11 protein-coding genes and 2 tRNA genes are annotated in these 13,992 nt (G+C 72.1%); 6 read left to right on the top strand and 7 right to left on the bottom strand.

Features of this window, described 5'->3' with window-relative positions:
• Positions 1–3: 3 nt before the first annotated feature.
• The gene (locus ACK4UM_RS03340) at positions 4–930 is read right to left on the bottom strand and encodes an N-formylglutamate amidohydrolase (protein WP_409795608.1); all 927 of its coding nucleotides are present in this window, start codon (positions 928–930) and stop codon (positions 4–6) included.
• Positions 931–1,284: 354 nt separating this feature from the next.
• On the opposite strand from ACK4UM_RS03340, the gene cpdR reads away from it, so the two are divergent.
• Positions 1,285–1,641, top strand: a complete 357-nt coding sequence (gene cpdR / locus ACK4UM_RS03335) for a cell cycle two-component system response regulator CpdR (protein WP_409795605.1) — start codon at positions 1,285–1,287, stop codon at positions 1,639–1,641.
• Positions 1,642–1,758: 117 nt separating this feature from the next.
• Positions 1,759–1,833 (top strand) — tRNA-Val (locus ACK4UM_RS03330).
• Between the two features lie 84 nt (positions 1,834–1,917).
• Here ACK4UM_RS03330 and ACK4UM_RS03325 read toward each other — a convergent pair.
• Entirely contained in the window at positions 1,918–2,604 is a 687-nt protein-coding gene (locus ACK4UM_RS03325) for a TetR/AcrR family transcriptional regulator (protein WP_409795602.1), read from the bottom strand.
• Positions 2,605–2,693: 89 nt separating this feature from the next.
• Here ACK4UM_RS03325 and mddA point away from each other — a divergent pair, with 89 nt between their 5' ends.
• On the top strand, positions 2,694–3,473 hold the full coding sequence (gene mddA, locus ACK4UM_RS03320) for a methanethiol S-methyltransferase (protein ID WP_409795599.1): 780 nt from the start codon (positions 2,694–2,696) through the stop codon (positions 3,471–3,473).
• A 35-nt stretch (positions 3,474–3,508) separates the two neighbouring features.
• Positions 3,509–5,614 (top strand): alpha/beta fold hydrolase, encoded by a 2,106-nt coding sequence (locus ACK4UM_RS03315; protein ID WP_409795596.1) that lies wholly within the window; start codon positions 3,509–3,511, stop codon positions 5,612–5,614.
• Between the two features lie 13 nt (positions 5,615–5,627).
• On the opposite strand, the gene rarD is transcribed toward ACK4UM_RS03315, so the two are convergent.
• A complete protein-coding gene (gene rarD, locus ACK4UM_RS03310; RefSeq protein ID WP_409795594.1) occupies positions 5,628–6,542 on the bottom strand; it encodes an EamA family transporter RarD in 915 nt (304 codons plus the stop codon).
• Between the two features lie 160 nt (positions 6,543–6,702).
• On the opposite strand from rarD, the gene ACK4UM_RS03305 reads away from it, so the two are divergent.
• Positions 6,703–6,777, top strand: a tRNA-Val gene (locus tag ACK4UM_RS03305).
• 36 nt (positions 6,778–6,813) lie between these two features.
• Here ACK4UM_RS03305 and ACK4UM_RS03300 read toward each other — a convergent pair.
• On the bottom strand, positions 6,814–7,500 hold the full coding sequence (locus ACK4UM_RS03300) for an HAD family hydrolase (RefSeq protein WP_409795591.1): 687 nt from the start codon (positions 7,498–7,500) through the stop codon (positions 6,814–6,816).
• A gap of 317 nt (positions 7,501–7,817) precedes the next feature.
• Here ACK4UM_RS03300 and ACK4UM_RS03295 point away from each other — a divergent pair, with 317 nt between their 5' ends.
• Complete coding sequence (locus tag ACK4UM_RS03295) at positions 7,818–9,611, top strand: DEAD/DEAH box helicase (protein ID WP_409795588.1); 1,794 nt, start codon at positions 7,818–7,820, stop codon at positions 9,609–9,611.
• Between the two features lie 33 nt (positions 9,612–9,644).
• On the opposite strand, the gene ACK4UM_RS03290 is transcribed toward ACK4UM_RS03295, so the two are convergent.
• The 3 genes from ACK4UM_RS03290 to ACK4UM_RS03280 all read right to left on the bottom strand — a co-directional run.
• Complete coding sequence (locus ACK4UM_RS03290) at positions 9,645–11,081, bottom strand: homospermidine synthase (protein ID WP_409795586.1); 1,437 nt, start codon at positions 11,079–11,081, stop codon at positions 9,645–9,647.
• 117 nt (positions 11,082–11,198) lie between these two features.
• Positions 11,199–13,295, bottom strand: coding sequence for a methyl-accepting chemotaxis protein (locus tag ACK4UM_RS03285; protein ID WP_409795583.1), 2,097 nt, complete (start codon positions 13,293–13,295; stop codon positions 11,199–11,201).
• A 136-nt stretch (positions 13,296–13,431) separates the two neighbouring features.
• Positions 13,432–13,992 (bottom strand): L,D-transpeptidase (locus tag ACK4UM_RS03280; RefSeq protein WP_409795580.1); only part of this gene is annotated, 561 nt, incomplete at its 5' end.

The following is a 13,992-nucleotide window of genomic DNA, read 5'->3' as shown; positions in this document are numbered from 1 at the left end:
GCTTCATTCCGCCGCCTGGGGCCGTGGCGCTGCGCACAGGGCCGCGGTGATCGGCCCCATCGCCTCCTCGAAGGCGCCGACGAGATCGGCGGCGAGACGCGCGAAGCCGGGCCGGGGCTCGAGCGTGCGCTCGTCCATGTAGAGCGCGCGGTTGATCTCGACCTGGAGCGCGTGCCGGCGGGCGGGCGGCTCGCCGTAATGCTCGGTGATGAAGCCGCCGGCATAGGGCTTGTTGCGCGCCACGACGAGCCCGCGCCGCCGCAGCGCCTCCTCGACGAGGTCGCAGACCACGCCGGCGCAGCTCGTGCCGTAGCGGTCGCCGAGCACGACGTCGGCGAGCCCGACCTGCTCGCGCGCGAGACTCGTGGAGGGCATCGAGTGGCAATCGATCAGCACCGCCACCCCGAAACCGCGCCAGGTCGCCTCGACGAGACGCCGCAGGGCGCGGTGATAGGGTTTGTAGAGCGTGTCGATGCGCGCGAGGCCCTCGGCGACGGCGAGCTTGCGGGCGTAGATCTCGTGCCCGTCGGCGACGACGCGCGGGATCGTGCCGAGCCCGCCCGCGACGCGCATCGAACGGGTGTTGGCGAAGCCCGGCAGGCGCCCGTCGAACATGCGCGGGTCGAGTTCGTAGGGCTCGCGGTTGACGTCGAGGAAGGCGCGAGGAAAGCGCGCGCGCATCAAAGGCGCGCCGAGCCCGACCACGTCCGCGAACAGCGCGTCGACATGGGCGTCCTCCGAGCGGCGCAGCGAGAGGCCCGACAGGCGCGCGGCGGCGAGGAAGCCCTCCGGATAGACCGCGCCGGCATGGGGCGCGTTGAAGACGAACGGGGTGCGCAGCCGCGCGGGCGCCTCGACCACGAAGGCCGGCGCGAAATCCGGATCGAGCGCGGCCTCTGCGGCGAGATCGGGAGGGAGGCTTGCGGACATGCGACCTTTGCGTTGCCGACCTTGATGTTGCGGACCTTGGTGTTGAAGACCCTGGGTGTTGCGGACCATCGGGTCGCGACCCGCCCGCGGCCGATCCCTCGGCCGAGAAGGCGCTCGTGCGACTGCGCGCGCAGCCGGATGCCGCCTGCCGTGCCGGACGAATGTGGGGCCTGCGAGGCCGCCTGTCCATGCCCCGTCGCGGCCTCGTGAGCGCCGCCCGCGGCCCGGCGATCGCGTCAAATCGAGACATCGCCTTCATGCCCTGTTTACCGCGCCCGGGCATTGATGAAGAATGCGCGCGAATCGCCGACAAACCCGCGCCGCGCAGAAGCGGGCCAGCCGAGACCAGACGAGATGAAGATTCTCCTTGCGGAAGACGACAACGACATGCGCCGGTTCCTCGCCAAGGCGCTCCAGAACGCCGGCTACGAGGTCACCTCCTTCGACAACGGGCTGTCCGCCTACAATCGGCTCCGCGAGGAGCCCTTCGAGCTCCTCCTCACCGACATCGTCATGCCGGAGATGGACGGCATCGAGCTCGCGCGGCGCGCGACCGAGCTCGACCCGGACATCAAGGTGATGTTCATCACGGGCTTCGCGGCGGTGGCGCTCAACCCCGACAGCCAGGCTCCGAAGGACGCCAAGGTCCTCTCCAAACCCTTCCATCTCAAGGATCTCGTCAACGAGGTCGAGAAGCTGCTCGCCGCCTGAGGCGACCTTGCGGGAAGCGCTGCGCAAAGTCGCGTTTTCCCGCTTGCATCCCCCCCGAGGGTCCGCTATACGGCCCTCCTCACCGGCGGCGACCACCCGCGAGACGCCGGACGGAACGGGCGCGTAGCTCAGCGGGAGAGCACTACGTTGACATCGTAGGGGTCACAGGTTCAATCCCTGTCGCGCCCACCATCCTTCCGGAATTCCCGAGGTCCTGCTCGAGTCGCTGCCGACAGCGTGCAGACCGGGCTCCTGCGGGCGACACGACTTCCGATCTCAGCCGCCGTCTTCGTCCGAGCCCTCGCCGGCCGCGCGTTCCGCCGCCTCCGCGCGCCTGACGAGGTCGGCCACCCGCCGCAGAGCCCGACGCCCCGGCACCGACTCGTCGTCGAGGCCGAGGAGGACGAGCGCCTCGGTCCCGATGAAGGCGTGGCCGACGAGCGCGGCGACTTCAGCCGGCGAGAACGGGCCCAGCGTGCCGAAGCGTCGACCGGCCTCCTCGGCGAGCGCCGTCAGGAGTTCGTACCAGCCGCGCAGGTCTCGGCGCACGGCGGCGGCGACGTCGGGGTCCGACCAACCCGCCGCGATCAATTCCTGGAGGACGCGGACATAGCCGGAGGCGAGGTCCTCGTCGAGATAATCGCAGGCGAGATCCCATTTGCGGGAGAGGGGCGCGTCCACCGCGAAGGTGGCCGCCTGCCGGGCGAGAAGGCGCGCGTTCTGGTCGTCGAGAACGGCGAGGAGCAGCCCGCGCTTCGACTTGAAATGGTAGTGGATCTGGCTGAGCGGCACGCCCGCGCGCTCCGCCACGCGCCGCGTCGAGAAGCGGGCATAGCCATCCTCGCGCAGGCATGTCTGGGCCGCGGCGAGGAGGTGCCCGCGCGTCCTTGCCCCCGGCTCCCCCGCGCCGCCGGGGCCTGCGTCCGTGCTTTCGCCGACGCCGGCGAGGTCCCTCTCCGTCACGATTGACATCCTTTCACGACAGGTTCACCCTACGTCAATCGGTCGGTCGACCGAACGGGGGCGTTCTCTCTCTAAGGGAGGATACGCAGATGCGCAAGACCGTCGCCACGCTCGCCGCCCTGGCCTACGGGGTCGGCGCCTACGTCCTCTTTCTCGGCGTTTTCCTGTATGCGATCGCCTTCGTGGGAAACCTCCCGGTGCCGAAGACGATCGACAGCGGCGCGCCTGGGCCTCTCGTCGGCTCGCTCGCCGTGAACCTCGCATTGCTCGGCCTCTTCGCGCTCCAGCACAGCGTGATGGCGCGGGGCGGCTTCAAGCGGCTGTGGACGCGCGTCGTGCCGCCCGTGATCGAGCGATCGACCTACGTGCTCCTCGCGAGCCTCGCGCTCGCGCTGCTGTTCTGGCAATGGCGCCCGCTTCCGCAGCCGGTCTGGGCCGTCGAGGATCCGCTCGCCGCCGCCATGCTCGTCGGGCTGTTCTGGTCGGGTTGGGCGATCGTGCTCGCGAGCACGTTCCTCATCAACCATTTCGAGCTCTTCGGCCTGCGCCAGGTTCATGCGCACGCGGTCGGAGCCGTCCTGCCGAAGCCCGAACTCAGGACGCCGTTGTTCTACAAGCGGGTGCGCCATCCGATCTATCTCGGCTTCCTGGTGGCGTTCTGGGCGACGCCGACGATGAGCCTCGGCCATCTCGTCTTCGCGATCGCGACGACCGCGTACATTCTCCTCGGCATTCGGCTCGAGGAGCGCGATCTCGTCAGGCAGTTCGGCGAGGCCTATCGCCGCTATCGCCGCGAGGTGCGGATGCTGATCCCCCTGCGCCGGCGCACCGATGCGCACGACCGACCCCGTGCCGACGGGGCGCTCTGAACGCGCCTCGAGCCGCCATCGCAAGGAGAGGTCCGATGCGCGCGAAAGAGCCCGAAGCGACGATGAGCGTCGTGGCAGGCGACGGCGTGCGCATCCACGCGGAGATCTACGGCTCCGGCACCGAGACGATGCTCTTCGTTCCCCCGTGGAGCATCGTCCACTCCCGGATCTACAAGGGGCAGGTGCCGTATTTCAGCGAGCGCTTCCGATGCATCGCCTACGACCCGCGGGGCAATGGCAGCTCGGACCGGCCGGAGGCGGTCGAGGCCTATGCCCTCGAGCGCTGCGTCGGCGACGCGCTCGCGGTGCTCGACGCGACGGGAACCGAGCGCGCCGTCCTCGTCGGGCTCTCGCTCGGCGGCCTCGTCGCCTGCATGCTCGCCGCCCACCATCCAGAGCGGGTCGCCGCCGCGATCCTGGTCGGGACCGTCGCCACGATCGGCCCCTCCCATCCCTACATGCGCCCCGAGCATTTCCGCGCGCAGCGCATCGATCCCTCGGGCTGGGACAAGTACAACCGCGACCATTGGCTGCGCGACTATGCCGACTTCGCCGATTTCTTCGTCCGCCAGATCTGCTCGGAGCCGCACGCGACGAAGCAGATCGAGGACGCGCTCGGCTGGGCGGCGCAGACGAGCGGCGAGGTTCTCGTGCGCACGATCGAGGCGCGCGCGATCGCGCCGTCCTTCGACACGAGCGCGCAGATGTATCGGCGCATCGCCTGCCCGGTCCTCGCGATCCACGGCGACGACGACCGCATCCAGCCCCACGGGCGGGCGGTGGCGGTCGTCGAGGCGACCGGGGGCGAGCTCCTCACGATCGAAGGCGGCGGGCACAATCCGCTCGGCCGCTACCCGGCGCGCTGCAATACCGCGATCGCCGAGTTCCTCGAGCGGCGGCTGCGCATCGGGCGCCGCCCGCGCCGGCGCAGAGCCGGGCCGACGCGGCGCGCTTTGTTCGTGTCCTCGCCGATCGGCCTCGGCCATGCGCGGCGCGACATCGCGATCGCGCGGGCACTGCGGGAGGCCTGCCCCGGTCTCGAGATCGAATGGCTGGCGCAGGACCCGGTCACCCGGCTCCTTGCCGCGAGCGGCGAGCGGATCCATCCGCGCAGCGCCCGCCTGGCTAGCGAGGTCCGGCACATCGAGCTCGAGGCCGGCGAGCACGAATTGCACGCCTTCCAGGCGATCCGACGCATGGACGAGGTGCTCGTCGCCAATTTCATGCAGTTCCAGGAGGTCGTCGAGGAGACGCGCACCGACCTCGTCGTCGCCGACGAGGCCTGGGAGGTCGACCATTTCTGGCACGAGCACCCCGATCTCAAGCGCGCGCCGCTCGCCTGGCTGACCGATTTCGTCGGCTGGCTGCCGATGCCGGAGGGCGGGCGCGCCGAGGAGGCCCTGACGGCGGATTGCAATGCGGAGATGATCGAGCACGTCGAGACCCGTCCCTGCGTCCGCGACGTCGCGATCTTCGTCGGCGAGCCGCAGGACGTCGTGCCGCGCGCCTTCGGCCCCGGCCTGCCCGAGATCCCCGACTGGACGCGCGCGCATTTCGCGTTCGCCGGCTACGTGATCGGCGCGCATCCGAGCCGCTTCGGCCCCCGCGCGCGGCTCAGGGAGGCGCTCGGCTACCGGGCGGACGAGCGCGTGTGCATCGTCACGGCGGGCGGGTCCGGCGTCGGCGCGCCGTTCGTCGCGACGATCCTGCGCACGTGGCCGCTCGTTCGGGAGAGGGCGCGGGACCTGCGCATGCTGGTGGTCGCCGGACCGCGGATCGACACGACCGCGCTCGAGGCGCCGCCCGGCGTCGAGATCCGCGCCTTCGTTCCCGATCTCGACCGCCATCTCGCCGCCTGCGATCTCGCCGTCGTGCAGGGCGGGCTGAGCACGACGATGGAGCTCGCCGCAGCCGGGACGCCGTTCCTGTTCTTCCCGCTGCGCAGCCATTTCGAGCAGCGCTTCCACGTCTCGCACCGGCTCGCGCGATACGGCGTCGGCCGACGGATGGACTATGCGACGGCGCATCCGGAGGCGATCGCCGAGGCGATGCTCTCCGAGCTCGGCCGTGCCCGCTCGCCGGCGCCCGTCGACGATGGCGGGGCCGCGCGCGCCGCGGCGATGATCGCGCGGCTCCTGTGAACGCCGCCGTCCCTCACCCCTCCCGCGACGACCGCGCCCGGCGGGCGGCGAGGACGAGCGAGGCGGTGTAGAGGACGAGCGCCGTCCAGATCATCGGGAAGGCGATGCGCTCGGCGCGGCCGAATTCCTCCCCGAACACGAACACGGCGGTGAGGAAGATCATGGTCGGCGCGATGTATTGCAGGATGCCGATCGTCGACAGGCGCAGGCCCTTGGCGCCGTAGGCGTAGAGAATCAGCGGCACGGCGGTCACGAGGCCGGTGCCGAGGAGGAGCCAGCCGTCCGCCGCGCCCGTGACGAAGAAATGGCTCTCGCCCCGCGAGACGATCAGCGCGATGATCGCGAGCGCGGCCGGCGAGAGGATCAAAACCTCGAGCAGGAAGCCCTGGTTTGGGCCGATCGGCAGCGACTTCTTGAAATAGGCGTAGCCGCCCCACGAGAACGTCAGCGCGAGCGCGGCGACGGGAACGCGCCCGCTCTCGAACGTCAGCACCGCGACGGCGAGAGCGGCGAGCGCGATCGCCGCGATCTGCAGCCCGCTCAGCCGCTCGCGCAGGAGGACCGCGCCGAGGAAGACCGAGAAGAGCGGGTTGATGTAGTAGCCGAGCGCGGCGTCGAGCGCGTAGCCCGCCCCGATCGCCCAGACGTAGACGCCCCAGTTCACGCTCACGAAGGCCGCGGTCAGCGCCGCCATCGCCATCGTGCGCGGCGAGGCGAGCGCGTGGCGCAGATCGCCCGTGCGGCCGGTCGCCCACAGGATCGCGCCCGCGACCGGGATCGACCAGATCACCCGATGCGCCACCACCTCGACCGGCGGGACATGGGCGAGAGCCTTCATGTAGAGCGGCAGGAAGCCCCACAGGAAATAGGCGGAGACCGCGAAGCCGAAGCCCGCCGCGCTGTCGTCGTTCCGCTCCGGTGCCGCCATGGGATCCGCGCCCGACCTCTCCCCGCGCGCGATCGGCGCGGCGCCCCGCACGTAGAGCCGAAGATCGGGCCGCGGCGCAAGCCCGCGCCGTCGCATGCGCGATTCCCGCAGCAGCCTGCTTGACGCGCGCGGCGCGCCGGCCTAATGACGGGGCCTCGGAGGGCGCGTAGCTCAGCGGGAGAGCATTCGCTTCACACGCGAAGGGTCACAGGTTCAATCCCTGTCGCGCCCACCATCATCTCCTCCGAAATCGCGATCGTCCGCAGCCGGCTCACGCGGCCGCGCGCATCATCCGCGCGATCGCGCCGTGCAGCTCGTCGAAATGGTCGATGAGGATGTCGGGCTCGTATTCCGCCACCGGCCGGTCCGAATAGCCGAAGGGCACCGCGACGACGGGCACCCGTGCGGCCTTGGCGGTCGCGATGTCGGTAAGCGAATCGCCGATCATCACCGTGCGCGCCGGATCGCCGCCGGCCGCCTCGATCGTCAGCGTCAGGTGGCGGGGGTCCGGCTTGAACCAGGGAAAGGTGTCGCGCCCGCAGATGGCGGCGAAGCGATCGGCGATGGCGAGGCGCTCGAGCAGGGCGACCGAGTGGCGCTCGATCTTGTTCGTGCAGACCGCGAGCCGAAAGCCGTCCGCCGAGAGCGCGTCCATGGCCGCGACGACGCCGGGGAAGAGACGCGTGCCGACGCAGATGTTCTCGCCGTAATGGACGAGGAAATCCTCGAACAGCGCGTCGAGCCGCTCGGGCAGGAGCTCGCGCCCCGCCGCCGCGAAGCCGCGGGAGATGAGCGCCCGGGCGCCGGCGCCGATCAGCGCGCCCGCCTCGTGCGTCGGCATCGTCGGCAGCCCCTCGCGCGCGAGGAGCACGTTGAGCGTGCCGATCAGGTCGGGCGCGGTGTCGGCGAGGGTGCCGTCGAGATCGAAGACGACGAGAGGCGCGGGCTGATTCGGCATCGTGGGCTCTTGGCTCGGGGCTCGTGGGCTCGTGGCTCGTGGATCGGGGCTCGCGATGCGCTCCCGAGAGAGCGCCTGCGGATCGGCCTCTCCCTGACTAGTCGACGCGCGCGCCGCTGTCACCCGCCGCGCTTCGCCCCGTCCACGCATTCTCCTCGCTTTCGCGGCGGCGATGCGCTATGACGCGCGCTCCGGGCGTGCGCCGAAGCGCCGCCCCCTCGCACCACCTCGCCCTTCATCCGCGTCGGAACGTCTCGTCGCGCCTCGGGCTTGTCCCCGCGAGGCCACCCGTCGACCGTTCGGAAGCACGAGCCACCATGCCGTTCCCGTCTCTCCACCCGCTCCTCGCCGAGGCGCTCGCCGCGCGCGGCTACGAGGACCCGACCCCCGTCCAAGCCGCCGTCCTGGCGGAGGAGGCGCGCGACCGCGACCTCCTCGTCTCGGCCCAGACCGGATCCGGCAAGACCGTCGCCTTCGGTCTCGCGCTCGGCGACATGCTGATCGCGCAGGAGACCGCGCGCGAGCCGGGCGCCGCGCCGCGCGCCCTCGTGATCGCGCCGACGCGCGAACTCGCGCTCCAGGTCCACCGCGAGCTCGGCTGGCTCTACGCGGCGGCGCGGGTGCGCGTCGTCTCCTGCGTCGGCGGCATGGACCCGCGCGCCGAGCGCCGCGCGCTCCAGATGGGCGCCGACATCGTGGTCGGCACGCCCGGGCGCCTGCGCGACCATCTCGAGCGCGGCGCGCTCGACGTCTCCGGGCTCGCCGCGATCGTGCTCGACGAGGCCGACGAGATGCTCGATCTCGGCTTTCGCGAGGATCTCGCCTTCATCCTGGAGGCGGCGCCGGCGGAGCGCCGCACGCTCCTGTTCTCGGCGACGATCCCGAAATCGATCGCCGATCTCGCCCGCACCTATCAGCGCGACGCCTGGCGGATCGACACGATCGACCGCGCCCGCGCGCATGCCGACATCGCCTATCGGGCGGTGCGCGTGGCGCCCGGCGAGGTCGAGCACGCCGTCGTCAACGTCCTGCGCTTCGTCGAGGCGCGCGGGGCGATGGTGTTCTGCGCGACGCGCGAGGCGGTCAAGCGCCTGCACGGATCGCTGCTCGAGCGCGGCTTCGCGGCGGTGGCGCTCTCGGGCGAGCTGACCCAGGCCGAGCGGGCCAACGCGCTGATGAGCCTGCGCGACGGGCGCGCGCGCGTCTGCGTCGCGACCGACGTCGCCGCGCGCGGCATCGACCTGCCGGATCTCGGCCTCGTCGTCCACGCCGATCTGCCCAACGACGCCGAGACGCTGCTCCACCGCTCCGGGCGCACCGGTCGCGCCGGGCGCAAGGGCATGTGCGTTCTCGTCGTGCCGGTCAATCGCCGCCGCAAGGCCGAGGACATGATCCGCATCGCGCGGATCGCGCCGGAATGGTCCGGACCGCCGACGCCGGAAGAAATCCGCGAGCGCGACGACGCGCGCTTCCTCGCCGATCCCGTGATCGCCGAGGAGCCGAGCCCCGAGGAGCGGGAGACCGCACGGGCTCTGCTCGAGAGCCGCGATCCGGAAGCGGTCGCCGCCGCCCTGGTGCGGCTGTGGCGCGCCCGTCTGCCGGCGCCCGAGGAGGCGCTCGATCCCGGCGACCGTCCGCGCCGCGAGCGCGATCGCGACCGCGACTATGTCCGCGAGGAGCGCGTGCCGCGCGAGAGCGGGCGCGGCCGCGGCGCGGGGCCGACGGATTTCGTCTGGTTCGAGCTGAATGTCGGGCGCGCCGACAACGCCGATCCGAAATGGCTGCTGCCGCTGATCTGCCGGCTCGGCCACGTCACCCGCGACGAGGTGGGGCCGATCCGTATCGAGGCGGACCGCACCCGCGTCGGCATCGCCCGCGAGCACGCAGAGCGCTTCGCCCGCGCGGCCCGGCGCGAGAACGACGAGGGCGTCGCGATCCGTCCGGCCGAGGGCCCCCCCGGTCCGCGCGCCCCCGGCGGCGCCCGCCCCGGCGCGAAGCCGGGCCGCCCGCCCTTCAAGCGCAAGGACGGCGTGCCCGGCGAGAAGCGGCCCCACCGCAAGGGCCCCCGCTCGCCCGAGCGCTCCGCCGCGCCCGACAAGGCGAGCCGCTGAGGGAAAGGAGAGCGGGCGCCCGCGCCCGCCCTCTCACCAATGGACGAGGATGTTCCTGAACTGCCAGGGATCGCTCTCGTCGAGGTCCTCGGGAAAGAGGCCGGGGCGGCCGGCGAGCGGGGTCCAGTCGGTATAGACGCCGATCACCGGGCCGAGATACGGCATCTGGATCTCGAGGCAGCGCTTGTAATCCATCTCGTCGGCCTCGACGATGCCGGCGTCCGGATTCTCGAGCGCCCAGACCATCCCGGCTAGCACCGCCGAGGACACCTGAAGGCCGGTCGCGTTCTGATAGGGCGCGATCCTGCGCGTCTCCTCGATCGAGAGCTGCGAGCCGTACCAATAGGCGTTCTTCTCGTGGCCGAAGAGCAGGACGCCGAGCTCGTCGATGCCGTCGACGATCTCGTGCTCGTCGAGGATGTGGTGCTCGGGCTGCTGGACGCCGCCCTGCCCGAACATCTCGTGCAGCGAGAGCACGGCATCGTTCGCCGGGTGGTAGGCGTAATGGCAGGTCGGCCGGTAGACGACCGCGTCGCCCTCGCGAACGGTGAAGTAGTCCGCGATCGAGATCGACTCGTTGTGGGTGACGAGGAAGCCGTATTGCGCCTGCGCGGTCGGCGTCCAGGAGCGCACGCGCGTGTTGGCGCCGGGCTGGAGGAGATAGATCGCCGCGCCGCAGCCCGTGTCGTGATCGCGCGCGTTGTCCGGCCGCCATTTCTCGTGCGTGCCCCAGCCGAGCTCGGCCGGCTGCAGGCCCTCGGAGATGAAGCCCTCGACCGACCAGGTGTTGACGAACACGCCGCGCGGCTTCGGATTGCGGGCGCGCTGCGTGTCGCGCTCGGCGATGTGGATGCCCTTGACGCCGACGCGGCGCATCAGCGCGCCCCACTCGGCCCGCGTGGTCGGCTCCTCGAAGGCGATGCCGATATCGGTCGCGATGTTGACGAGCGCCTGCTTCACGAACCAGGACACCATGCCCGGATTGGCGCCGCAGCAGGACACCGCCGTCGGCCCGCCGGGCGCGGCGCGGCGCGCGTCGAGGATGCGCTCGCGCAGCGCGTAGTTCGTGCGCGCGGCGGGGCCGGCGCTCTTGTCGAAATAGAAGCCCGCCCAGGGCTCGGCCACCGTGTCGATGTAGAGCGCGCCGAGTTCGCGGCAGAGTTCCATGATGTCGCGCGAGGAGGTGTCGACCGACAGGTTCACGCAGAAGCCGCGCCCGCCGCCCTTGGTGAGGAGCGGCGTCAGCAGCGCGCGGTAATTCTCGCGCGTCACCGCCTCGTGCACGAAGGCGATGCCGCGATCGTCGAGCAGCGCGCGATCCGCATCGTCCGGATCGACGACCGTGAACCGATCCTTGTCGAAGGTGAAATGGCGCTCGATCAGGGGGAGCGTCCCCTTGCCGATCGAGCCGAAGCCGATCATCACGATCGGGCCGGTGATCTCTCCGTGGACGGGCCAGACGGTCGACATCGCGCGAAAGCCTCCTTCATGCCGGCGGCGCCGGGACGGCGCCGATGCAGGAATAGGGATCGCGCGCGCGAGGTCAATGCCGAAGGCGGTCGCGCGCGAGCCGAGCGAGCCCTCGGCTCACGCGGCGCTCACCTCCTGCAGGAAGCGCCGCACCCGCGCCTCGACGGCGCCCGCCTCGTCGCGCACGACGCGCGCGGCCGCGACGACGCGCTCGGCCGCCTCGTCGGTCGAGACGACGACCGCGCGAACGCCTTCGATCTCGCGGCTCACCCCCGTCGCTCCCGATTGCGCGGTGGCGGCGCCGGCGGCGATGGTGCGGGTCGCGGCGCTCTGCTGGGACACCGCGCTCGCGACCGCGCCCATCGCGCGGGCGATCTCGCCGATGCGCGTCTCGATGCCGCCGATCGCCGAGACCGCCTCCCCGGTCGCGGCGCGCATCGCCGCGATCTGCGCGCCGATCTCCTCCGTCGCCCGCGCGGTCTCGCTCGCGAGGCCCTTCACCTCGCCCGCCACGACGGCGAAGCCGCGGCCCGCTTCTCCCGCGCGCGCCGCCTCGATCGTGGCGTTGAGCGCGAGGAGGTTCGTCTGCTGCGCGATCGCCTCGATGAGGCCGACGATCTCGCCGATCCGCGCGGCACTCTCCGACAGGGTGGCGACGACGCCGCCGGTGGCCCGCGCCTGGATGTCGGTCTCGCCCGACAGCGCGGCCGAGCGCTCGACGAGCCGCGCGATCTCGGCGATCGACGAGGAGAGTTCGTCCGCCGATCGGGCGACCTCCTCGACGGAGCGGCCGGCCTCCCCGGCCGCGCCGGCCACGCGCTCGGAGCTGCCGCGCGCGCTGTCGGAGAGGCGCGCCATGTCGCCGGCGGCCTGGGCGAGCGCCTCCGCCTCCCGGCCGAGATTGGCGAGCGCGGCGCCGACGGCGGCCTCGAGATCGGCGGCGAGCGCGCGCATCGCCTCCTCGCGGGCCCGCGTCTCCCGGGCGAGCGCCTCGCGGGCCTGCGCCTCCCGGCGCGTCGCGTCGTCGGCCACCCGCGCGCGGATCGTCGCCACCGCTCGCGCGATCTCGCCGATCTCGTCGCGGCGTGCGGCGTGGCGCTCGTCGCCGGATGCGCCGCCCTGCGCCTCGGCGCCCTCGGCGGTCGCGCGCAGGTCGGCCGCGAGCGCCGCGATGGGGCGGGCGATCGAGCGGCCGACGAAGAGGGAGGCGACGAGCGCGGCGAGGACGAGGCCGAGCGTCGCCCACAGGATCGCGTCGCGGGTGCGGTCGATCCGCGCGAGCGCCTCCTCCGCCGCCTGCTCGACGACGAGGGTGAAGCGCTCGTCGAGGAGGGAGAGGGCGCGGGTCTCGACGAGGGTGTCGCCGCGCGCCGCCGCGGGCTCGCCCTGCGGCATGATGCGCCCGCCGTCGGGACCGAGGAGCAGGCTGCGGCCGGTGGTGCCGAGCCCGTCGCGCGCGCCGATCTCGGCGGCGACGAAATCGAGGTCGATGCGGTAGACGAGCACGCCGTCGACGTCGCCCACGCCGTCGGGCAGGAAGACCGAGCGGGCGAGGAAGGCGGACGGCGCCCCGCCCGCGGCGGCGTAGGGCGCGAAGCCGACGACGAGGGTCTGGGGCTCGAAATGGTCGAACGCCGCCGCGAAGGCCTGCGCGAGGCCGCTGCCGGCCAGGATCTCGTCGCGGACGTTGGCGCCGAAATCGGCGCCCTTCGCCGCCGAGTAGACGACGTTGCCGCGCGTGTCGAGAACGAGGATGTCGGCATAGCCGCGATCGGCGATCACGGCGCGGAACGACCCGTGGATGTCGTCGTGGCGCCAGGAATAGAGGCTCGTGTCCCCCGCGCCGGTGCGCGCGAGCCGCTCCTCCCGGTCGCCGGGCGCGGTGAAATGGGCGACGAAGCCCGCGCGCTGCTCGGCGTTGAGCCGGAAGGCGTCGGCGAGCTCGCGCAGCGCCGTGCGCACGGCGGCGTTGGCCGAGAGCGCCTCGATGTCGCGGCTCGCCCCGTCGAAACGCCCCTGCAAGGCCTGCGCCCGCGCGCTCGCCACGATCTCCAGTCGCTCCCGCGCCGCCTCGAGCAGCGCCGCCTGCGATTGCGCGAAGGCGAGATAGCCGACGAGGCCGGCGGCGAGGAGGGCGACGGCGCCGATCGTGCCGGCGATCACGGCGCCGAGACCGAAGGTCCGGCGAATGGGCGAGGAGGGGGAACCGCGCATGCGCAACGCCTATGTCGACGAGTTTCGTTGCGTCGATGATGCGCTGCGATGCGTAAAAGATTCGTCGATTTGATGTATTACCATTCGCCGTTGCGTCAGATCTCACGCCGACGCAACGGCTCCCGAGCGCGGGCGCTCACATCACCACGACGCGCGTGCCGACGCGGACGCGATCGTACAGGTCGATCACGTCGTCGTTCATCATGCGGATGCAGCCCGACGACATCGCCCGCCCGATCGAGCCCGGCTCGTTGGTGCCGTGGATGCGGTAGAGCGTGTTGCCGAGATAGAGCGCGCGCGCGCCGAGCGGGTTGTTCGGGCCGCCAGGCATGAAGCGCGGCAGGTCGGGCTGGCGCCGGCGCATCGCCTCGGGCGGGCGCCAATCGGGCCATTCCGCCTTGCGCGTGATCCGCTCCGTGCCGCGCCAGGAGAAGCCCTCGCGACCGACGCCCACGCCGTAGCGGATCGCGGTGCCGCCCTCCTGGACGAGGTAGAGGAACTTGCGGCGGGTATCGACGACGATCGTGCCGGGCCCGTGCGGGCCGTTATAGGCAACCGTCTGGCGCCGGAACTCGCTGGCGACCGAGCCGCCGCCGGGCGTGATCGCCGCCTGGCGCTGGCGCGGCGGGCTCGCCGCGGGCGGAGCGGCCTGACGGGGCGGTGCCGCGCGCGGCGGCGCGGCCGTTTGCGGCGCGGT

The sequence above is a fragment of the Salinarimonas sp. genome (assembly GCF_046292825.1).
GTDB lineage: Bacteria > Pseudomonadota > Alphaproteobacteria > Rhizobiales > Beijerinckiaceae > Salinarimonas.
Note: the sequence above shows the minus strand (reverse complement) of the source record. Positions and strands in the feature narration are given on the sequence as shown.